Source organism: Mammaliicoccus lentus (genome assembly GCF_947036595.1).
GTDB lineage: Bacteria > Bacillota > Bacilli > Staphylococcales > Staphylococcaceae > Mammaliicoccus > Mammaliicoccus lentus.
Window position 1 is genome coordinate 2322293 of the sequence record NZ_OX344834.1, and the last position, 21790, is coordinate 2344082.

The following is a 21790-nucleotide window of genomic DNA, read 5'->3' on the forward strand; positions in this document are numbered from 1 at the left end:
CCTTCTTAACTAAAATAAATGTTTCCTCATGATGTATTTTTCCGTTTCATACCCCATTGATTCATTGATATGCAACATACTTTTATTTTGGGCATGAACTGTAGAAACGATTGATGATGCCCCTTTATCGATTGCCCACGTTTCTAATTTTTTCTTTAATTTCGCTGCTATCTTATTGTTTCTATAAGATTCACTAACAAATAGATTATAAACTTTAACTTCATTATCCTTATTATCAAATTTAGCCCATATAAATCCAATACATTTTTGATTATCTAATGCACCGAAAACAACGCTTTCCTCATATGCTAAAGAACGTTTAATCGCTTCAAACTCTAAAGATTCAGCAACTTTAGTACTCTGATCTTCCCTTTTAAAGTACGCAGCCGCCATCTGACTTATCTCATACAACGTGCTTTCGTCACGTATTTGTTTAAATTCAATCATTTTTATCACCTGCCTAGTTATTATCTATTAAAAGTTTAACTGCTAGTATAAAAATAACTACAAACATTATTGCTTTTAATTTTTTTTCGGGCAGTGAAACCGTTAGTCTCCCACCTATAAAACCGCCTATCCCACAACCTAATGCTAAACTTATAGCAAATGGCCAATTGACGTATCCTTGAAAAATAAATACAAATGTAGATAATGATAAGTAAATGGTAATAATTAAAGTCTTCATACATTGAACTTCCGCATAATTTAAGCGTGGTATTAATAAATTAAGTGCGATAATAAATAAAAATCCAACTGCAGCTTGAACCATTCCACCATAAATACCAAGTGCAAGGAAAACTAAGACAAGCATGACTTTTCTAAAAGAGGATAATTTTTCAGATTGATTATGACCATCTTTCCATTTCGTAGGCATAATCATAATTATTAAGACAAGAAGCATAATGATGCCTAACATTCGATTAAAAACATCGTCTGGAAGGCTTATAGCGTAATGAACACCTATAAAAGAGCCTATAATGGCAGGAATACTTAAAATAATACTTAATTTAACGTTTTTCATGCCTTTTATATAAAATACATATAAGCCCATTATATTTTGTACTAGAATAGCAACCCTGTTTGAGGCGTTAGCAACAGTGGTTGGTAATCCGAAGAAAATCAATAAAGGTAAAACAATTAGAGAACCACCTGCTGATACAATATTAATAGTGCCAGCAAAAATACCAACTAAAAAAATGATAAATAACGTCAAAATCTCCAATATTACACCACCAGTCATTATTAATGATAGCGAAAAATTTATCATCTGTAAAAAGTATAAACCTGATATTAATAATGTTTTTATTACAAAATACTTGTTAGAATATAATTAATGAATAAAGAAAGGAAAACGCTGATGAAAAAATCAACACGTGACCTTATTATTGAGAACAACGTAAAACGGTTAAGATTGAATTCACACGATAAAGAAGTTTACGAAAACTATTTAACTTATGTACGTGCAAATTTAAGTATCAATGAGCATGAATCAGAGAAGATGTTACTGGATATATTGAACCATTTGTTAAAAGCAGAAAAAGATGGCATGCTTGCGATGGAATTTTTCGACCACGATCCAAAGAAACATGCTGATAATATGATTAATAATATGCCGAATCGAACAATTCAGAATATATTTAAATTCATAGGCCTCCATATTTTAATATTGCTTGGTGTCTTTTCATTTATTAGAGGTTTTACCGGATTTTTCACTCAAATAGAATACACATATTTATATACATTTATCATCACATTTATTACCGGTTTTTCTATGATATTCTTCTTTATATGGATGATATTCAAAGTTGTACAAATTAGAATATACAGTTTATCTAACTGGACCACTATGCTTACGAACATTCTAATAACTGGATCATTTATATTAACGATTTTGTCCTTTTATTTACCCGGCTATTACTTGCAACTTGGTCCAAAAATATATACATCTAATTGGATGTACATCATCATTTCTTTAATACTTACACCACTTGGTCTTTATATAGACCATCGTAGAAAAATTAACCAACCTGAAACAAGATAAATAAAAAAAGATTCTGAGACAATTATTCATGTCCCAGAATCTTTTAATTTTATCCCCTCTTTCAAAAGTGTACGCTTACTTATCATATTAAATAATCATCAATCCTATGTATAAAATAATAAAGCTTATAAAAGTTTCAATATTGATAATAAATATATTTGGCTTAAACCCCATTTTATGTTTAGTTATGTAATAAGCGAGTATACTGACATAATAAAAAATAAATAAACTACTTATTAATATAATGATGCCTAGTAATATATTAGCATTTTGAATTACGGTGATGCCTAACAATAATAACCATATTACTTTAAATATATTTGCAATCATTTCTATAGGATCTGATGCGATTTTAAATATTTTTTCTATATACTTTTCACTAACAAGTTGCGTGTTAGACAATATATTACATATAACTTGAATAAACATCGAAAAACTAATCAGAAATATAAAGACTAAGCCGATAGTTAATGCGGCGGTATTTAATGTGCTATTTAATTTTTCATAATACATAATTGGCACTTGGCTGAAACTAAGAAATATAAGAACAAATGTAAAATGTATCGTTGTATATTTCTTTTTCTCAAGTAAAAATTTATATGTTGCAAACAGCATCAAGTATAATATCAAACCAATTAATACAATATTCAATATGTTTCTATCCCTTCCTTAAAACTTATCGTTGACGATAGCGTATAAATAATGATCTTTCCATTCACCTTTAATACGTACGTTAGCTCGGTTTAAACCTTCTCTTTTCATTCCTATTTTTTCTACCACTCTGACTGAAGCGATATTAGATGGTTGGACGCCCGCTTCAACACGATGAAATCCTAATTCTTCAAATGCGATTCTTATAACTTCTTTTGCAGCATATGTCGTATAACCTTTGCCGCTATATGCTTCATCAATTGCATATCCTATCATACAACTTTGAATATTATGTCTGACCACGCTAAATAAATCAATAGTCCCTATAACCTCATCTTCGTCACTAACAATGACATAGTGATACCCTTCGTCATTTTTCATATTTTGTAATTGCTTATCAACCTTTTTTCTATAGTTATATAAACGATAATCCGAGTCTTTTTTATCTGCTGCTGAAAATGTTTCAAACAAAGTTCTATTTCTATAATCCATATTCAAAATTTCTTCTGCATCATGGATTTCAACCCTTCTAATGGCTACCATATACTCTCCCCTTCAATCACTACATTTATAATTATTATACACTTGTTAATATAAAATCTAAAAAATTAACCTATCTATAAATTATTAATATTTTGTTATTTTCTTATCTTTTTACTCAGAATTGATTGAAACTTTTGAATTATCTGATTATAATGGCAGATATAACTAAAGGAGGTTAACACAATGACTCAAGAAAATTGGAATAAAGAAACATTAGCAATTCATGGGGGTCAAGAACCAGATCCTGTTACAGGCTCAACAGCCGTTCCTATCCATCAAACGACTTCATTTACATTTAAATCTACAGAACACGCTCAAAATTTATTTGCGTTAGCTGAAGAAGGCAATATATATTCTCGTATTATGAATCCAACAAATGATGTATTCGAAAAAAGAATAGCACTTTTAGAAGGTGGTGTTGGTGCACTAGGTGTTGGTAGTGGACAAGCTGCTATTACATTAAGTATTTTAAACATCGCTGAAAGTGGTTCTGAAATTATTGCTTCTACTAATTTATATGGTGGTACTTATAATTTATTTGCAGTTACATTCAAAAAATTAGGCATCAAGGTTAATTTTGTAAATCCGGATGATCCTGAGAACTTTAAAGCTGCAATTAATGAAAATACAAAATTAATTTTCGCCGAAACAATAGGTAACCCTCGTATAGATGTTTTAGATATAGAAGCTGTATCTAACATCGCGCACGAGAATGGCATTCCTTTAATTGTTGATAATACATTTGCTACACCACATTTATTACAACCTATAAAACACGGTGCTGATATCGTAGTTCATTCTGCAACAAAGTTCATTGGTGGACATGGTACTTCAATTGGTGGTGTTATCGTAGACAGTGGTCAATTCAATTGGGACAACGGTAAATTCCCAGGTTTAGTTGAACCTGATCCTAGTTATCATGGTGTTTCATATGCAAGAGATGTAGGTGCTGCTGCATACATAACAAAAGCACGTGTTCAATTGTTAAGAGACTTAGGCCCTGCTTTATCACCTTATAACGCACATCAATTTTTATTAGGTTTAGAAACATTGCACTTAAGAGTAGAACGTCATTCTGAAAACGCTCAAAAAGTAGCTGAATTTTTAGAAGCACATGACAAAGTAAGTTGGGTTAATTACCCTGGATTAGAATCTAATCCATATCATGAATTATCCAACAAATATTTACCAAAAGGACAAGGCGCTATTCTAACATTTGGTGTTAAAGGCGATGTTGATTCCATAGCTAACTTTGTAGAATCATTACAATTATTCTCACACTTAGCTAATGTTGGAGATTCGAAATCACTAGTCATTCACCCAGCGAGCACAACACATCAACAACTCTCAGACGAAGATCAAATAGCTTCAGGAGTAACGAAAGACTTAGTACGTTTATCAATAGGTACAGAATCTGTTGATGACATCATTAATGACTTGGAAAAAGCATTAAATCAAGTTTCATAATCAATATTTAAGGGTGGGACATTGAATGATGTCTTACCCTTATTTCAATTTTGCGGTTCGATAATTTATTTTTATCGACCTGTATTTTGCATTTGCGGTTCGATAATTTATTTTTATCGACCTGTATTTCGCATTTGCGGTTCGATAATTTTATTTATCGACCTGTATTTTGCATTTGCGGTTCGATAATTTATTTTTATCGACCTGTATTTCGTGTTTGCGGTTCGATAATTTATTTTTTCGAACCGCATTTACCTATCTACAAAAAACGCTGAGCTACTTAGTATGAGTTTCTTTATTATTTTTGCTAAAATTTAATTATATAAAATATTAAAGGAGTAACTTACGTATGAAGCAATCAGTGTATGATTTAACACAACAACATCGTTCTATAAGGAATTTTAAAGATGAACCATTATCAGATGAAACAGTAAAACAATTAGTAGAAGCTGGGCAAATGGCTTCAACTTCAAGCTATGTTCAAGCTTATTCAATTATAGGTATTCGGGACCCAGAAATTAAGAAAGCTTTAAAAGAAGTATCCGGACAACAACACGTAATAGACAATGGCTATTTATTTGTATTCGTCATAGATTATTATCGTCATAGCCTAATTAATGAAGAAGCAGAAGAAAATATGCAAGATAGTTTTGAATCTGCTGAAGGTTTATTGGTCGGCACAATTGATGTTGCTTTAGCTGCTGAGAATGTCGCATTAACCGCAGAAGATATGGGCTACGGCATTGTATTCTTAGGTTCTTTAAGAAATAACGTTGCACGTGTAAGCGAAATTTTAGACTTACCTGAGCATGTCTTCCCTCTATTTGGAATGGCAATCGGTGTACCTTCTGAAGATGATCAAGGTTCACCTAAACAAAGATTACCTTTTGAACATGTGTTCCATGAAAATAAATACAACGCAGATAAAGTTCAACAGTTGAATCAAATTAAAGACTACGACAAAGATATACAAACATATTATGAACAACGTACGAATGGACAACGTTCTGAATCATGGTCACAACAAATTGCTAAAATGATGAGTAAAAAATCACGCCCAGATATTTTAGAACGTTTAAATCAAAAAGGATTTATCAAAAAGTAATATAAATATTAAAAACGCCCAATCCAAAGTTTGCGGATTGAGCGTTTTATTTTGAATGCTTGATTTTTACATTTTCTTCAATTATAAAATATTATGAAACTTGTTCTTCAATTTTTCCATCACTTAGTTTTATTACTTTATCAGCGAATTCAAAAATTCTTTCATCATGAGTAATCATAATTCCTATTGATTGATTATTTTTAACATTATCTCTAATCATTTTAACCACTTCTATTGCACGGTTAGAATCTAGACTTGCTGTTGGTTCATCAGCTAAGATTAATTTAGGTTCATTCATCCAAGCTCTCATGATAGCTACACGTTGTTTTTCTCCTCCTGATAATTCATTCGGATAAGATTTCAATCTATGTTCTAACCCTATATCTATTAATAATTTCTCAGCTCTTTTTTTAGCTTCATTCTTACTCATTCCGGCCATTTGTCCAACGTACATAAGTTGATCAGTAACGTTTAAATAAGGTATTAAATGTGACGATTGAAAAATAAATCCGATTTGATTTAATCTCATATCTGTTAATTTTTTATCTGATAAATCAACATAGCTTAAATCATCTAAAGTTATATCTCCAGAACTTTTATCTAATAAGCCACCTATAATAGATAATAATGTTGATTTTCCAGAACCTGATGCACCATTTAATACAATGAGTTCACCTTTGTTTGCTGTAAAATTAATATCATTCAATACTTGAGTTTTTGCGTCTTTTTCACCAAATGATTTTGTAACATGTTCTACTACTAATCCCATTATTATTCTCCTCCTATAGCTTCTAGTGGTTCTATTTTCATTACTTTAATAAGTGATAATACTGCACCGATTAATGAAACAACAATAAATACACCGACCATCAATAACATTAAGTTTGTATTTAAGTAGAATGGCATTGTCACTGGCATTACAGTATTTAGTCCTAAGATAATTGCAATAGCTATTGCCACACCTATTAACGTTATGATTAAAATTTGAATCATTAATGAAGAAATAAGTTGTTTGTTCTTAGTACCTATTGCTTTCAAAATACCAAACTGGCTTGTTTTTTGAATTGTCATAACATAGAAGAATGCTGTAATCACAATCGCAGAAATTACGAATAAAAATACAATCATAAGATTTAAAGGTTGTTGCTCTGCATTATAACTTGGTATTGCATCCATCAAATCAGATTGTGGAATGACTTTTACATTTTCTAAATCATTAATTTGATTTTTTTGATCACTATTTAAATTATCATAAGCGATTAAAGCAATATGATTGCCTTTCAAATCATCCATTCCCGCTTCATTCACATAAGCCATTGAAGTATGTGAATACATTAAATTATCTGCAAATCCTACAATTTTAAACGTTTGATTTTCATCAGATAATTTAATTTTGTCACCAATCTCAAATCCTTCAGCTTTTAATTTTTCATTTAATAGAACTTCGTTACCGTTACTAGGTAATTCTCCTTCTGAAGGTTTAGGCTGAATGTTATTTGTAAGTTGTGTAAACATGATGTCTGCTTTACCATCATCTGTATTAATTTTTTGCATTGCAGTTCTAATCGTGTCACCTTTTGCAATGTCTTGTACTTTCGCTTCATTTTTACCCGAAATGTCAGATTGTCCTAAATTATTATCCGCATCGTTAGCAATTACATATTCACTTTTATTCCATTGTTCTACTCCAGAAACGTTCTCTTTAGCTAACCCTTGTGCTAAAGCTGAAATAAATAACACTAAAAATGCTAATAAGAATAAAATCAATGTTACAAGTAAGTATTTAAATTTGTAATACTTAAGTTCTTTTAATGCTAGTTTCATGCTTATCCGTCCTTCTCTCTTGAATTTATATATATATCATATCTTCGCAATGTGAACTGAATATGAACAAATGAGAGAAAAACAAAAAATAAATAATTAAATTAAAAATTATCATAAATAGCTACACCTTTAGTCAATTTGTTAGTGTAGTTACACGCCTCTTGATACAATGAAGTTAAATATTACGAGGAGGACTTAAGATGATTAAAACTATATGGCAAGGCAACAAAACATTTACAGCACAATCTAAATTCGGTCATGATATCATTTCAGATGCACCAGTCTCATCCGGTGGCGATGATAACGGGCCATCTCCAGTTGAATTAATGTTAAGCGGATTAGCAGGATGTACTGGAATTGATGTGACAAACATAATGAAAGAAAGATTAGCAGATGTAACAAAATTTGAAATCACAGTAGATGATGAAAGAGAAGACACAACATCGCGTGCAGTAAAAAACGTTACACTTACTTTTGATGTTGAAGGAGAAGTAGATTTAAAAAAATTAAAACGTGCAATCTCTTTAAGTGTCGAAAAATATTGCACAGTTGCACACTCACTTAAAGCATCTATAGATCCAAAATTATTTTATAATGGTATAGAAGAAGAACTTTAAATAAAAGCTTCTATATTTTACTACTCTCAAAATATAAAATAATATCGAAATCATATATTTATAAAATAAAAAATAACCATTCTAGGTAACTGTCAAAGTATTAACTAGATGGTTATTTTTTGATTATTATTACTAATTTACGCTAAATACCCTATTTAATATTCCTCAAATACGGCGCTCTCCAAATATAAAATGTTGCATAAGAGCTCCACTTTTCCCAATCTTTATTAAGTTCTATCATAAATTCTTTAGAAGGTTTCTTTTCTAATTGTAAAATTAATTTTAAAGCATTTTGCAAACCAACATCTCCTACAGGATAAGCATTTTTTATACCTAATGATCTCATCATGACGTAGTGTGCTGTCCATGGTCCTATACCTCTTAAATCTGTTAGAGCTTTCTCTATTTCTTCTTTATCTGTTAGATTTAACAACATTTTTTTCGTTATAATTTGTGATTGAATTTTATTTGCAATATCTATAAGATATTCTGCTTTTCTACGTGAAAATTTTAGCTCCATTAATTCTTCAATTGTGACATTTGATATTTTTTCTGGTGATGGATGAATGTAATATTGTCTGCCTTTATATGGTATTGATTCACCATATTTTTCAACTAACCTTCGTTTTAATTTATAAGCAAATGATAAATTGATTTGTTGTCCTATGATTCCCCATGTAATAGCTTCGAAAAATTCTGGAATTCTAATTATTCTTAATCCATATAACTCTTCAATTAATGGTGCTAATATTTTATTATCTTTAACATCATTATAAAATGAAGATAAATCTGTTGAGAAGTCAAACCATTCTTCTATATATGAAATAAGTTTTTCTACGATTAAAGGCGTAATCAAATCTTGATTTAAAATTTCTACTTTTAAGTAATGTGGTACGTATGATACGTGTATTAATATATTAAGGTTATTTATTTTAACTGCTTTATAAATTTCTCGATCAACTACGCTAAATAAAATTTCATTTTCATTTCTTTTAAAGTATTCTAAACATTGTTCAAAATCGAAAATCTCTGGACATTCTATTCGAATTTCTTCCACTTCAACCCAGCCCCTTTTATTTAACAAATACTAAAGTTTTAAATCTTTGTTTTTAGAAAATATGTTATAATCGAAATCTATTATCAATTAGGAGAGATACATATGTCTAAAAAATTACTTGTTTTCTTAGCTACCATTTTACTGATTTTAGCTGGATGTAACAACAAAGATGACGATTCATCGAGCAACGAGACTCATAAATATAAAACAGACGAAGGTAAAACAATCAAAATTCCAAATAATCCAAAACGTGTTGTCGTATTAACAACTAACCAAGGAAATTTCCAAAAACTTGGTATAGATCCAGTCGGTGTGGATGCAGATTTTCCTAAATCTAAATTTGTAGATGATAAAGATGCTAAACGCGTAGGTTCGGAAGATATAGAAGCAGTAACGAAATTGAAACCAGATTTGATTATCACATATAATGCAAATCCTCAAATTAAAAAGTATGAAAAAATTGCACCTACAGTTCCTTTCGACCATAGTAAACGTACTTTTAAAGAAGTTCACGTTGAAATAGGTAAATTGTTAGGTAAAGAAAACAAAGCTAAAGAACAAGTAAAAGAACTAGAAGATTTAATGACTAAAGAAGGAAAAGACGTAAAAGAAAAATTAGGCAAAGATAGCACAGTTTCTATAATGGAAGTCGGGCCTAAAGAATTAACGTTAATCGGAAATAACTTTGGTCGTGGTTCGGAAGTTATCTATCAAGGCTTTGGGTTTAAACACCCTAAATCAGCAGAAGAAGATATTCCTAAAGAAGGTTGGTTATCAACTTCATTAGAAAACTTTAGTAAATATTCTGGAGATTATTTATTAATCCCTACCGAAGATGGTAAAAAACCAAAATCTTCACTAATTGACGGAAGCATATGGAAAAATACTAAAGCTGTCAAAGAAGATCAAGTTTACTATTATCCAAAAAACTTGTTTATGTATTCTGACCCGATATCTATAGAAAAACAAACGAAATATTTAAAAGACATGCTTACAAAATAATAAAAATTTAAAGAGTTCGAGACATAAATCATTGTCTCGAACTCTTTCTTTGTATTGGCAGTAATGGACTGGATAATTATGTTGCACGTGGAACTCGTCTTGCAACATCTACGATTTTATTTACTAAAACAAAAAAAGGGTGGAACTACGAAATCTTTTTATCAAAATAAGATTTCTGTCCCACTCCCCAATTTTTATTGTACGCGCTCGTTTACGTAATCTTTGAAAGCTTCTACATCGCCTTCTTCAATATCGATCATTGCTACTTTTCCTTCTGGAAATTCGATAAATAATACACCTTTGTCTTCAATCGTTACCGCTTTAATATCTTGGTAACTGAAAACTCTTCTGTATGGTTCACCGTTCATATCGACACTCATTATTACGCGTTCATTTGTAGTAATATAAGCACCTTTAAATTGTGATTGTTCTCCTACTTTATAAATAATTGTACCAAGTACACTTGGTCCTAATTTTTCAGTAGGATATAATTCATTTACATCTATTTCATTTAATTTCATGATTTATACCTCCATTTTATCTTCAATACTATTGTACGAGAATACATGACCATGAAACAAATATTATGTTTACAAACTTTAATTTTCTAATTCTTTATATGCTTTTCTTCTTGAAAGTACAATCGTTACTACAAATGCAACAATTATAGCTATTGCCATACCTATAATATAGTTTAACCAACTACCTGTCGCAATTGAAATAAATCCAGGTAACCCAGCTGTACCTAAAGCAATTGCCTTTACTTTAGTCGCTGCAATATAGCACGCTCCTGCTCCTGAACCAACAATAGCTCCTATAAATGGATAACGTAGTTTCAAGTTAACACCAAACATAGCAGGTTCTGTGATACCTAATAATGCTGAAATACCAGCAGCTGATGCTACACCTTTTAATTTTTTATTCTTAACAATAAAGAAAGCTGCTAACGTTGCTGCCCCTTGAGCCACATTCGACATTGCTGCAATTGGGAAGATAAATGATCCGCCAGTTTTTGCAGTATCAGCTATCAATGTAGTTTCAATTGCAATAAAACTATGGTGCATACCAGTTATTACAATCGGACCATATAGTAGACCAAATAACAATCCTCCAATTGCTCCACCTGATTCGTACAACCAAGTTAAGCCATCAGATAATAAGTAACCACCTGAACGCGTGATTGGTCCTACTGCAGCAAAAGTGATAAATGCAGTAAAGAATATTGATAATAACGGTGTTAATAGATTATCTAATGTTGAAGGAATGACTTTTCTAAACCCTATTTCTAATTTAGCAAGAATATATGAAGCTACCAATATCGGTAAAACTTGTCCTTGGTAACCTACCATTTTAATAGATAAACCGAAAAATTCCCACGTCGGAATTTTTTCGCCTTTCGCTAAAGCTTCTGGGTACTCATAACCGTCCATTAAACTAGGATGTACCAATATCATACCTAAAGCAGCACCTAAGAAGGCGTTACCTCCAAACCGTTTTGCAGCACTAAACCCGATAAGTACTGGTAAGAATACAAATGGCGCATTGGCAAACACGTTAATCATACTTGCTAAACCTGAAAATTGATCATGTACTTCTATAAAAGATTGATTATCATAAAATAAATCTTTTGCTGTTAAGATATTGTTGAGTCCCATCAATAAACCACCAGCAACTATTGCTGGAATAATTGGAACAAATATATCTGATAACATTTTCACGAATTTCTGTATTGGATTTAACTTTTTAGAAGACTGGTCTTTCACTTCTGAAGATGTTGAAGCTTCAAGTCCTGTTAATTTTTCCATTTCATTAAATACTTTATTAACTGTTCCTGAACCAATAATGATTTGATATTGTCCACCCGTTGAAAAAGTCCCTTTTACAACTTCCAGATTACTTAACTTATCTTCATCTACTTTACTTTCATCTTTTAATACTAATCTTAACCTAGTCGCACAATGTGCAATAGCATCTATGTTCTCTTTACCACCTATCGCATCAATTATGCTTTCAGCTTCCTTTTTATAATTCATTTAATTCACTCCTCTATAATAGTACCGGTTCCCAAAGCTTATAAAAATAAAATATTCACTTTTGATTGTAACCGGTTCCATTCACTTTGTCAATATCCAAATAATGCATTATTTTGCATCTCCAATAACTACAAGATAAAAAAGGCACTGCTTCTTTAGTTGATTTTTTTCAACCTTGCAGTGCCTTTAATAAATTATTATTTTAGTCGTTAAGATTTATATAGCCGGCTCTTATTTTATTACCTTTTTCATCAAAAGATTCCACATATCCATCTTCTCTAACGTTATAAGAACCTAATAATTTCCCGTTCTTATCAGTATATGAGAATCCAAAAGTATCATCTTTTTTCTCAGGTTCTTTCCAAATTGTTTTGTCAGTATCTACTTTATCAATACCTTCAAATGCTTCTACTGCATCAAAGACATTATCTCGAGTGATGACTGTATTTTCATCATTGCTTGAATTTGAGAATTCAAAGTCATCAGGATATTGCATAATATATCTTATTTCATCATCTTCATTACTGCCTTCTGTATAAACTGCTATTTGATAACCGTTATTCGGCGTTTTATTGTAAATAACGAATGAGTGTCCTTGCCCTCTTCTTAAGTCTTGTGTAGGTTCGCCATGAAAATCAACAAACTCTTTATAAGACACATTCTGATTCGGTATAATACTATATTGTTCAATTGGATTCCCTGCTCCTAAGTAATACATAACCATAAAGTTTCCATAAACATAGCCTTCTCTTCCTAAAAAGTTTCTTATATCATCTTCTTCACCATATTTTTGTTGAACTTCTTTTTTATTCATATTTTTTATTAGACCTTTGTAGCCTGTAACATGATTAGCATTCATATAATTATCGGAAAAATCTTGTGACAATATATCAATATTAGGAGTAGATTGTTTGTTGTTTTCATTATTTGTGTCATTATTCTCCGATTTATCCTCCTGTTTAGCATTATTATCTTTGGCTGGTTCGCCTATCGTAATACTACAACCAGATAAAATTATTATTGATGCAAATAAAAATGACACTTTATTTTTCATCTCGTTAAATACCTCCGAATCTTTATTAATATTTAATTTATTATTCCCATTATACCAAATAATATTCAGAAAAATTTGATAACTAGTGAATACTTTTATATAATTACCATTATTAAGAGAAAGGAGTATTATTACAATGAGTGAACGAATTTATGGCAATACACCTTGTTTTTTAGGATCACAAAATTTATCAAAGAGTAAAGATTATTCAACTGATGTATTAGTTTATGGTGTTCCGTTTGAAGGTCCGTGTACTTGGGGAGACTACACAGGTTGTGAATTAGGTCCTAAGCAAATTAGGCTGTCTTCAGCAAGATACAGTGGTTATCTTCCTGAATTGGATCATATTGATGTACACGAACATTTAACAATCGGTGATGTAGGCGATGTTTCAACAGTACCTCATGACGTTGATGAAACTGTGCAAAACATAGAGAAATTTGCCGAAAATTTATGGCGTTCTGAAAAGTTTCTAGTAGGTTTAGGCGGCGATCATGGTATAACTTATCCAATTTTAAAAGCCTTAACTAACACTGGAAAACGTGTAGGTATCATACATTTAGACGCACATTATGATAATATGCCGAATTATGAAAATGAGCAATTCGCTCGTAATACACCTTTCATGAGACTTTATGAAACTGAAGGTATTCGTAATGAAAGCCTTATTCATACAGGAATACACGGTCCAAGAAACCAGCCTGAAACAGGAAAGTTCGCTAAAGAAAATGGCGCAGTTACGATTACAATTAATGATATACGTGAAACTGACGATTTACGCAAATTCGCTAAAGATATATATTTGCAAGCAAGTAATGATGTAGATGTTGTATATTTAACGATTTGTAGTGATGTGTTGGACTTTGCTTTTAATCCAGGAGGACCTGTAGATGGCAATGGTTTAACAAGTTATGAATTATTAACAATGATTTATGAATTTGGAAAATTAGGTTTAGTTGGTATGGATTTTGTAGAAGTCTATCCAATGCAAGACGCTAATCAAAATTCATCACACTTTGTATCTACAGCTGTGCTTTACGTATTAGCAGGACATATAAAACATTTAAATAAAGCTTAATGTTTTTGTAAACGAAGGGAATGGTTTAAATCGTAGAAAATAAAAGGAAAAGTAACTTTGGTATATTCGGACCAGGTATGATTATAACCGCTTCTTTCATAGGTCCTGGAACTGTTACAACGATGACTCAAGGGGGAGCAGGCTTTGGATATAGTCTGCTTTGGGCAGTCTTATTCTCTATTATCGCGACCATTGCGCTTCAAGAAATGGTTGCACGTTTAGCACTCGTTACCAATGAAGGCTTAGGTGAAGCAATCCGGGATATATTCAATCATCATTTACTAAAACTCATCACAGTATGGTTTAGTATGATAGCTGTTGCTGTTGGTTGTGCTGCATACATATCCGGAGATTTGCTAGGGACTTCTTTAGGTGCCGCCTATTTAATAGGTGTGCCTGAAAATGTTATCGCACCTATTATTGGCGTTATCATTTTATGCATAGGTTTAATTGGTAGTTACGATTTAATCGAAAAAGTCATGACTGTTCTTGTATTAGTAATGGGCGTTATATTTGTTACGACAGTTATTGTTATACAACCAGACTTCGGTGCAGTACTCAAAGGAGCATTTGTACCAAGTATACCTAATGGCTCTTTATTAACAGTTATCGCGTTAATAGGTACAACTGTCGTACCTTATAACTTCTTTATACACGCGAGTTCTATTCACGAACGATTTAACGGTATTAAAGATTTAAAGGCAGTACGTATAGATACAATCGTTGCGATAGGTTTAGGTGGTATCATATCCGCTGCAATACTGATCACAGCTGGTACATTAATTGAAGGAGATGAAGTATCAAGTCTTGTTCAACTATCTGAGCCTCTTAAGCCAATTCTCGGAGATTTCGCACCATTATTTATGAGTATCGGACTATTTTCAGCCGGATTATCCTCAGCAATAGCCTCTCCAATGGGCGCAGCAGCAACAATAAGCAGTTGCTTACGTTGGAAAGGTGGCGTTAAAAGCAAAAAATACCGCTTCGTATTCGCTGTTGTTATATTTATCGGTATTATAACTTCAGCACTAGGATTTGAACCACTTGAAGTACTGTTACTCGCACAAGCTTTAAATGGCGTTATTTTACCAATCATTGCGATTTTAATATTTATCATTTTAAACAAGAAAAATATGATGGGAAAATTCGCAAATGGTATCGTGTTGAATATTATCGGGCTGTTTGTAGTACTTGTAGTATCATTCTTAGGTATTTACAGTCTAGTCGATGCTATTCAAAGTTTATTATAATATGGCTTATTGAATTTTTAGAGGTTGAGACATAAATACATGTCTCAACCTCTATTTTTTATTGTCATTTCTTGCAAAACCTGTCAATAATGGTGGCCTTATTGTCTTTTCTCACCAAACGTGTCAATAACGATAGCCTTGTTGTCATTTCTCGTAAAACGTGTCAATAACGATAGCCTTATTGCCTTTTCTCAGTAGTCTTGTCAATAAGGAGTATGTTATGTTGTACGTGAATCTCGTCTTGCAACATTCGAAGGCATTATGTTGCACGTGGATCTCGTCTTGCAACTTTCGGAGGCATTATGTTGCACGTGGACCTGCTCTTGCAACTTTCGGAGGCATTATGTTGCACGTGGAACCCGTCTTGCAACTTTCGGAGGCATTATGTTGCACGTGGATCTCGTCTTGCAACTTTCGGGGGCATTATGTTGCGCGTGGACTTTCTCTTGCAACATAGCTACCTTTTCACCAGTGAAAGTATGAATAAATAAGCCTCCTAGAAATTGTAAAAAAAGATTGTTTTACCCCAATCAAAGTGATTTAATATAATTATAAAGCGCTTACATTAGTAATTTTACAAGAACGGAGGAATTTCAATGATTTCATCACTAGTAGTATATCTATTAACATTTATTTTATTATCCATAGTTATGTTACTCATAAATGGCTTAATAAATACCTTTAGTAAAGGAGAAAAAGGATCTAATTTTAAATCAGTACTGCTTCAAAGTTTTATCATAGCTACTTGTGTTTTTGTGTATAAAGAGTTCATAAGCTTTTAAATATACAATAAATAAAAATATAATAAAAACACCTCCGTATTGGTTCATACTACATGAATCTATACGGAAGTGTTTTTCTATAATCAACTTATATTTGTTTCTACTATATAATCTGTAGATATGTCATTCCCTGCATAAAATTGATGTGATCCTGTTATTTTATAGCCATGTCTTTCATAAAATTCTATAGCTCTGTGGTTATTTTCCCACACGCCTAGCCATAATTTTTTCTTTCCATTGTCACGCGCAATTTCAAATGCTTTTTCCATAAGTATGCTACCTATACCTTTGGATTGAAATTCGCGATACATATACAATCGCTGTACTTCCAAATAGTCTTCGCCTTTTGGTTCTGTTTGAGCGTCTCCAATGTTTAATTTCATATAACCAGCTACTTCTCCATTATATCTAGCAAAAAAGTACCATGATTGTTTATTACTCATTTCATCTAGTAATGCCTCTGTACTATAAGCCTCTTTGAAAAATGTTTTTAAATCTTCTTCAGACATTGTATGTTTAAAAGCATCACTAAAAGTTTGTTTACAAATTTTAGATAAAATCGTAACTTCTTCATTTTTAATTTTATCAATTGTTACTGAACACATATTTAGAACCCACTTTCATAATTTTTGAACTATTATATTTTTTACAATCATATCAAATATGTAATCCTTTTTGCATATGTTAAACTTAGTTAAAAGGAGGATTTTATTATATGTTAAATTTAACTGTTTATTTAGCAGGTCAAATTCATGATGATTGGCGTGATGAACTTGCACAAAAAGCTAAGCAACAAGACTTACCACTAACATTTGTCGGTCCACAAACAAACCATGATCGTTCAGATAACATTGGTGAAGATATCTTAGGAGAGCAACCTAACAATTATTATAGAGATAACGCTGCTTCTGATATCAACAACTTACGTACACAAGTATTGATGAATAAAGCAGATATCGTTATCGCTTTATTTGGAGAAAAGTATAAACAATGGAATACAGCAATGGATGCGTCTGCTGCGATTACACTAAATAAACCATTAATTATTGTGAGACCTACAGATTTAATCCATCCACTTAAAGAACTATCTAATAAAGCAAATGTTACAGTAGAAACAATTGAGCAAGCATTAGAAGTTATACAGTACATTTATGAATAATATATTTCCTAGGAAATGATAAAATCAGGCGAGATGATTAACTATCTTGCCTGATTTCTTAATTTCTTTTTAATTTTATTTGTTTACCATAAGTAAAATATAATTTAGATAACAAGTCAAATATTAATAACCCTAGAGCTATAGCGCTAGATATTAAAGCAACTTGTATCATTGTGACTAATGCTTCATGATAATTGTTAAGCACTAAATTTCTAATTGCTTGATAAGCTGTACCACCGGGAACAAGTGGGATAATCCCTGGGATAATAAAAAGGATGGCAGGAGAGAAAAATTTTCTCGACATATAATGACTCATGATACCAACAAAAAATCCACCAAAGAATGATGCCTGAATATCTGAATAATCATAGAATATACTAATTTGAAACATTCCCCAGCCAACAGCTCCAACTAGACCAGCTGGTACAAGTAAATATTTTGGCGCGTTAAACAATAATCCAAAAAAACAAGATGCACCAAAACTAAATACTATATTTAAGATTATTGTTATCAACGTACCTCACCTCTCAAAAGAAAATTAATAATATAATACCTACACCTGTTCCGATAGCAATAGAGGTAAAGGTCGCTTCTAACCCTTTAGAAATACCTACCAACAGTTGTCCTAGGAATAAATCTTGTATTGCACAAGTTATTAATACACCTGGTACAATTGGCATGACTGCTGATATGATAACGATATTAAGTGTATCTCCACCTAGCCACATTTGATTATAGATGGCAATTAAGGCAATTGCGGCGGCTGCAATAATCTCTGCAATAAATTTCACTCTCGTCCAAGAGTGCACTAATTCTACTATAGTATAACCTATAGCACCTGCTAAAAAGGTAGCCAATATATCTTGCATATCCCCACTATATAAATATAGAAAGAACAGTGATATAAATCCCGCTATAAAAAATTTAAGTTTCAGTGAGTAAGGTAAAGGTGAAGCATGTATTTTATTCAGTCTTTCCAATGCATCTATAGCAGTAATTTGTTCGTTCACGAGCATTCGTGATACATTATTCGCACGATGAATATCTCCCAAATTTGTATCTCTTTTACTAACACGATATACCCTAATATTATCGTTTACGTCTAAAGCAAAGTTGATGAATGTGGAACTAACATAACACTGGTTATTTGGATAGCCTAGATGTTTTGCCATTCTATACATCGTATCTTCTACTCTGAACGCTTCTGCTCCAGCTTCCAACAGGACACGACCAGCTTTCATTACAATTTCTTGAACTAACTCTTCAGGAACATTCTGTTTATCCATCCACCCACCACCTCACTTTGCTATACCTATAAGAATATCAAAAATTCAGCTGTAATTTAACTGAAAATTCAATATTTATTTATTTTCTATCTTATTTCCAAAAAATTCATATAAATAGTAAATTGAGCACCATAATTTATGCAATTTTATGAACATTTTTGTTACAACTTGACTTTGAACCCATTTCATAATAGGCTTAATTTTGACGTAAGGAGGATGATAAAATGGGTTTACCACCTATTGATAAACAAATTGGTTTCTTATTATATGTTGCGTCAAAAGAATTAATTAAAAAGTATACACCGTTATTAAAGAAATATAATTTAACTTATACTGGATATATCGTTCTTGTAGCTATAGATGAAAAAGAAGTGATCAATATCAAGACGTTAGGTGATAGATTATACCTAGATTCAGGTACTCTAACACCACTTTTAAAAAAATTAGAAGAAAAAGGATTCATTAACAGAGAAAGAGCGGTTAATGATGAAAGAAATTTACGTGTTTCTTTAACTCAACAAGGCATTGAAACACAAAGTGCCATTTTAGACGAAGTCGTCACTTCATTTAAAAAATTAGACATGGAAAATGAACAATACACAGAATTAAGAGACTCATTAGAGTACTTTATTGATAATACTTTAAGCAAAGATATTCAATAGAAAATTCACATCCACTAATTATTAAAACGCCCTTCAAAGTATACACTAAAAAAGTGAAAACTTAGAGGGCGTTTTTGTGTAGAAAGAGAAACATATTAGGTAAAAATTACTATACCTTTATTCATTAGATTGATTATTGTTATCTTCTTTGTTAACTTTACTATCATTTTTTTCCTCGAATTCTACAGAACAACACTCTTGTTCTTTAGGTTTTATCTTTTTAAACATATCTTTAATACTCAATTATCTCACCTCCTTTAAATAATAAGGTTAACGATTAAACCTGTTCCTATAGCTACTACTAAGATTGCCATAATAAAAGAAATTACAAATTTCTTCTGAAATAATTTAGATAGCAAAATGACTTCCGGAATACTAGCTCCTGCACCACCTATTATTAAAGCTACTACTGTGCCTACAGACATGCCTTTAGAAACTAACGCTTCAGCTATAGGGAGCATCGTTTCTGGTCTTATATACATCGGTATACCGATCACAGAAGCAATAATAACAGAAATAATACTGTCGCCACTCGCATATTGAGTAATGAATGCGGCTGGTATAAAACCATAAATGAAAGATCCTATAAACACGCCTATTAATAAATAAGGGAGCATTGGGTATAAAAAAGCCCACGCATCATTCAATGCTTGCTTAAAACGAGACCCTGTTTTATTAGCAAAAAATCCATCACCTTTTACATTTATACCTTTATAACTATTCGCTAATTTCATTTTTGAAAATACAAATCCTGTTAAAATACTCAAAATCGCTATTACGATTAAATAAACAATCGCAACTTGCCAACCTAATAACACCCATAACATAAATATCATAAGCGGATTCATTAAAGGAGAAGCTATCAAAAAGCTAATCGCTAGTCCAAAAGATACTTTTGAGTTCAATAGTCCCGCAAGTATAGGAATTGTAGAACAAGAACAAAAAGGTGTAATAGCACCAAATATCATCCCATATATGTAATTAATGGTTTGATTAGGCTTACTTAAGAAATTTTTAATCTTTTCTTCTGAAACTATTTGTTGAATCAAACTCACAATGAAACTAACTATTATAAATAAAGTCAATAGTTCTAAAAATAACATTACAAATGTTTTCAAAAATTCTATTATTTGCTCCACTGTCACATCTAACCTCCATTTTAATTAATCAATTTTTATTGATATATAAATCAAGAAAAATTGATTAATTGTTTTTAAAAGAAGATACTTAAAGTATCTTACAACAAGTATCTTCATTTAATACTACCTGTATTTGTTTTTCATTAATTTTATAATAATTCCAAGTACCATGCTTTTCAGCAATTAGAATATTCGCATTCACTAATTTCTTTAAATGATAAGAAAGTTTAGATTGTTTCAAATTCATTAATTCCTCTAAATCACAAACACATAAAGATTTGGAAGTACTTTGACTTATAGATTTCAATATTTTAAGTCTAATCTTGTCAGCAAGAGCGTTAAACAAATTTTCATAAAAATCTAATTGTTCTTCGCCATCTAAATTTGAATTGGTTTTAATAATTTCCATAAAACACACTCCTCCCTTATATATATTTAATATAGTTATTACATCAACTTTTTTTGATATAATAACTATAAATTAGATTTTCCAACATTGCAAGTCAAATAATTAACATAGACCTATACCTATATAGATGGTACTCTATTAATAGTTTAGGTTATATATTTATACCTAATGTTTACTATATACTAAAAATGAGGACAATAATTATGACTAACAAAACAATTTATTTTATATGTACTGGTAACTCTTGTCGTAGCCAAATGGCTGAAGGTTGGGGTAAATCTTTACTAGGTGAAGAATGGAATGTATATTCTGCTGGTATAGAAACGCACGGTGTAAATCCTAAGGCAATTCAAGCTATGAAAGAAGTAGACATTGATATTTCAGAACAAACGTCTGATTTAATTGATAATAATATCCTGAAACAATCTGATTTAGTAGTAACATTATGTAGTGATGCAGATAATAACTGCCCTACTATACCAGCCAGTGTCAAAAAAGAACATTGGGGATTTGATGATCCAGCAGGTAAAGATTGGTCAGAATTTCAACGCGTCAGAGATGAAATTGGCGACAGAATAAAACAATTTAAAGAAGTATCGGAATAATAATCTTGTTTGTAACTAAAGGCTGA

27 protein-coding genes are annotated in these 21790 nt (G+C 31.4%); 11 read left to right on the top strand and 16 right to left on the bottom strand.

From position 1 onward, the window contains the following. Window positions 1-9 precede the first annotated feature (9 nt). Both ACNMOQ_RS11515 and ACNMOQ_RS11520 read right to left on the bottom strand, forming a co-directional pair. Window positions 10-447, bottom strand: coding sequence for a GNAT family N-acetyltransferase (locus ACNMOQ_RS11515; RefSeq protein WP_135031332.1), 438 nt, complete (start codon window positions 445-447; stop codon window positions 10-12). A gap of 13 nt (window positions 448-460) precedes the next feature. Continuing rightward, the gene (locus ACNMOQ_RS11520) at window positions 461-1213 is read right to left on the bottom strand and encodes a sulfite exporter TauE/SafE family protein (protein WP_416350406.1); all 753 of its coding nucleotides are present in this window, start codon (window positions 1211-1213) and stop codon (window positions 461-463) included. On the opposite strand from ACNMOQ_RS11520, the gene ACNMOQ_RS11525 reads away from it, so the two are divergent. Together ACNMOQ_RS11525 and ACNMOQ_RS11530 are read left to right on the top strand one after the other, a co-directional pair. Next, window positions 1098-1334 (top strand): hypothetical protein, encoded by a 237-nt coding sequence (locus tag ACNMOQ_RS11525; RefSeq protein WP_216683463.1) that lies wholly within the window; start codon window positions 1098-1100, stop codon window positions 1332-1334. The genes ACNMOQ_RS11520 and ACNMOQ_RS11525 overlap by 116 nt on opposite strands. 23 nt (window positions 1335-1357) lie before the next feature. After that, complete coding sequence (locus ACNMOQ_RS11530; RefSeq protein WP_416349852.1) at window positions 1358-2041, top strand: DUF1129 family protein; 684 nt, start codon at window positions 1358-1360, stop codon at window positions 2039-2041. Between the two features lie 87 nt (window positions 2042-2128). On the opposite strand, the gene ACNMOQ_RS11535 is transcribed toward ACNMOQ_RS11530, so the two are convergent. Together ACNMOQ_RS11535 and ACNMOQ_RS11540 are read right to left on the bottom strand one after the other, a co-directional pair. Beyond that, window positions 2129-2692, bottom strand: a complete 564-nt coding sequence (locus ACNMOQ_RS11535; RefSeq protein ID WP_135031336.1) for a hypothetical protein — start codon at window positions 2690-2692, stop codon at window positions 2129-2131. 18 nt (window positions 2693-2710) lie between these two features. Continuing rightward, entirely contained in the window at window positions 2711-3235 is a 525-nt protein-coding gene (locus ACNMOQ_RS11540) for a GNAT family N-acetyltransferase (RefSeq protein ID WP_103269235.1), read from the bottom strand. A 183-nt stretch (window positions 3236-3418) separates the two neighbouring features. On the opposite strand from ACNMOQ_RS11540, the gene ACNMOQ_RS11545 reads away from it, so the two are divergent. Beyond that, the gene (locus ACNMOQ_RS11545) at window positions 3419-4702 is read left to right on the top strand and encodes a homocysteine synthase (protein WP_017000987.1); all 1284 of its coding nucleotides are present in this window, start codon (window positions 3419-3421) and stop codon (window positions 4700-4702) included. A 349-nt stretch (window positions 4703-5051) separates the two neighbouring features. Continuing rightward, a complete protein-coding gene (gene nfsA, locus ACNMOQ_RS11550) occupies window positions 5052-5807 on the top strand; it encodes an oxygen-insensitive NADPH nitroreductase (protein ID WP_064205361.1) in 756 nt (251 codons plus the stop codon). A gap of 91 nt (window positions 5808-5898) precedes the next feature. On the opposite strand, the gene ACNMOQ_RS11555 is transcribed toward nfsA, so the two are convergent. Then, window positions 5899-6576 carry an ABC transporter ATP-binding protein gene (locus ACNMOQ_RS11555; RefSeq protein ID WP_016998403.1) on the bottom strand — a complete coding sequence of 226 codons (678 nt, stop codon included), beginning with the start codon at window positions 6574-6576 and terminating at the stop codon, window positions 5899-5901. Between the two features lie 2 nt (window positions 6577-6578). After that, complete coding sequence (locus ACNMOQ_RS11560) at window positions 6579-7631, bottom strand: ABC transporter permease (protein ID WP_016998404.1); 1053 nt, start codon at window positions 7629-7631, stop codon at window positions 6579-6581. A 200-nt stretch (window positions 7632-7831) separates the two neighbouring features. Here ACNMOQ_RS11560 and ACNMOQ_RS11565 point away from each other — a divergent pair, with 200 nt between their 5' ends. After that, entirely contained in the window at window positions 7832-8248 is a 417-nt protein-coding gene (locus tag ACNMOQ_RS11565) for an OsmC family protein (RefSeq protein ID WP_416349853.1), read from the top strand. 151 nt (window positions 8249-8399) lie between these two features. On the opposite strand, the gene ACNMOQ_RS11570 is transcribed toward ACNMOQ_RS11565, so the two are convergent. Further along, window positions 8400-9305, bottom strand: coding sequence for a DNA-3-methyladenine glycosylase family protein (locus ACNMOQ_RS11570; RefSeq protein WP_416349854.1), 906 nt, complete (start codon window positions 9303-9305; stop codon window positions 8400-8402). Window positions 9306-9407: 102 nt separating this feature from the next. On the opposite strand from ACNMOQ_RS11570, the gene ACNMOQ_RS11575 reads away from it, so the two are divergent. After that, on the top strand, window positions 9408-10307 hold the full coding sequence (locus ACNMOQ_RS11575; RefSeq protein WP_416349855.1) for an ABC transporter substrate-binding protein: 900 nt from the start codon (window positions 9408-9410) through the stop codon (window positions 10305-10307). Between the two features lie 194 nt (window positions 10308-10501). On the opposite strand, the gene ACNMOQ_RS11580 is transcribed toward ACNMOQ_RS11575, so the two are convergent. From ACNMOQ_RS11580 to ACNMOQ_RS11590, 3 genes are all read right to left on the bottom strand, one after another. Next, on the bottom strand, window positions 10502-10828 hold the full coding sequence (locus tag ACNMOQ_RS11580) for a hypothetical protein (protein WP_016998408.1): 327 nt from the start codon (window positions 10826-10828) through the stop codon (window positions 10502-10504). Between the two features lie 78 nt (window positions 10829-10906). After that, the gene (locus ACNMOQ_RS11585) at window positions 10907-12340 is read right to left on the bottom strand and encodes a sucrose-specific PTS transporter subunit IIBC (RefSeq protein WP_016998409.1); all 1434 of its coding nucleotides are present in this window, start codon (window positions 12338-12340) and stop codon (window positions 10907-10909) included. Between the two features lie 202 nt (window positions 12341-12542). Further along, on the bottom strand, window positions 12543-13394 hold the full coding sequence (locus ACNMOQ_RS11590) for a hypothetical protein (RefSeq protein WP_064210836.1): 852 nt from the start codon (window positions 13392-13394) through the stop codon (window positions 12543-12545). 136 nt (window positions 13395-13530) lie between these two features. Here ACNMOQ_RS11590 and ACNMOQ_RS11595 point away from each other — a divergent pair, with 136 nt between their 5' ends. Further along, a complete protein-coding gene (locus ACNMOQ_RS11595) occupies window positions 13531-14472 on the top strand; it encodes an agmatinase family protein (protein ID WP_064205356.1) in 942 nt (313 codons plus the stop codon). Between the two features lie 77 nt (window positions 14473-14549). Next, the gene (locus ACNMOQ_RS11600) at window positions 14550-15722 is read left to right on the top strand and encodes an Nramp family divalent metal transporter (RefSeq protein WP_016998412.1); all 1173 of its coding nucleotides are present in this window, start codon (window positions 14550-14552) and stop codon (window positions 15720-15722) included. A gap of 865 nt (window positions 15723-16587) precedes the next feature. Here the strand turns inward: ACNMOQ_RS11600 and ACNMOQ_RS11605 are convergent. Next, window positions 16588-17109 (bottom strand): GNAT family N-acetyltransferase, encoded by a 522-nt coding sequence (locus tag ACNMOQ_RS11605; protein ID WP_064205333.1) that lies wholly within the window; start codon window positions 17107-17109, stop codon window positions 16588-16590. Between the two features lie 110 nt (window positions 17110-17219). On the opposite strand from ACNMOQ_RS11605, the gene ACNMOQ_RS11610 reads away from it, so the two are divergent. Further along, window positions 17220-17663 carry a YtoQ family protein gene (locus tag ACNMOQ_RS11610; protein ID WP_016998414.1) on the top strand — a complete coding sequence of 148 codons (444 nt, stop codon included), beginning with the start codon at window positions 17220-17222 and terminating at the stop codon, window positions 17661-17663. A gap of 58 nt (window positions 17664-17721) precedes the next feature. Here the strand turns inward: ACNMOQ_RS11610 and ACNMOQ_RS11615 are convergent, their stop codons facing one another. Both ACNMOQ_RS11615 and ACNMOQ_RS11620 read right to left on the bottom strand, forming a co-directional pair. After that, window positions 17722-18177 carry a threonine/serine exporter family protein gene (locus ACNMOQ_RS11615; protein WP_416349856.1) on the bottom strand — a complete coding sequence of 152 codons (456 nt, stop codon included), beginning with the start codon at window positions 18175-18177 and terminating at the stop codon, window positions 17722-17724. Window positions 18178-18190: 13 nt separating this feature from the next. Beyond that, a complete protein-coding gene (locus ACNMOQ_RS11620; protein ID WP_016998416.1) occupies window positions 18191-18949 on the bottom strand; it encodes a threonine/serine exporter family protein in 759 nt (252 codons plus the stop codon). A 224-nt stretch (window positions 18950-19173) separates the two neighbouring features. Here ACNMOQ_RS11620 and ACNMOQ_RS11625 point away from each other — a divergent pair, with 224 nt between their 5' ends. Further along, window positions 19174-19611, top strand: coding sequence for a MarR family winged helix-turn-helix transcriptional regulator (locus ACNMOQ_RS11625; RefSeq protein ID WP_016998417.1), 438 nt, complete (start codon window positions 19174-19176; stop codon window positions 19609-19611). A gap of 117 nt (window positions 19612-19728) precedes the next feature. Here the strand turns inward: ACNMOQ_RS11625 and ACNMOQ_RS11630 are convergent, their stop codons facing one another. From ACNMOQ_RS11630 to ACNMOQ_RS11640, 3 genes are all read right to left on the bottom strand, one after another. Next, window positions 19729-19854 (bottom strand): alcohol dehydrogenase, encoded by a 126-nt coding sequence (locus ACNMOQ_RS11630; protein WP_416349857.1) that lies wholly within the window; start codon window positions 19852-19854, stop codon window positions 19729-19731. 14 nt (window positions 19855-19868) lie between these two features. Beyond that, window positions 19869-20756 (bottom strand): permease, encoded by an 888-nt coding sequence (locus ACNMOQ_RS11635; protein ID WP_416349858.1) that lies wholly within the window; start codon window positions 20754-20756, stop codon window positions 19869-19871. Between the two features lie 82 nt (window positions 20757-20838). Beyond that, on the bottom strand, window positions 20839-21159 hold the full coding sequence (locus ACNMOQ_RS11640; RefSeq protein WP_416349859.1) for an ArsR/SmtB family transcription factor: 321 nt from the start codon (window positions 21157-21159) through the stop codon (window positions 20839-20841). A gap of 203 nt (window positions 21160-21362) precedes the next feature. Between ACNMOQ_RS11640 and arsC the strand changes: the two genes are divergently transcribed. Continuing rightward, entirely contained in the window at window positions 21363-21764 is a 402-nt protein-coding gene (gene arsC / locus ACNMOQ_RS11645; protein WP_194201073.1) for an arsenate reductase (thioredoxin), read from the top strand. Window positions 21765-21790: the final 26 nt, after the last annotated feature.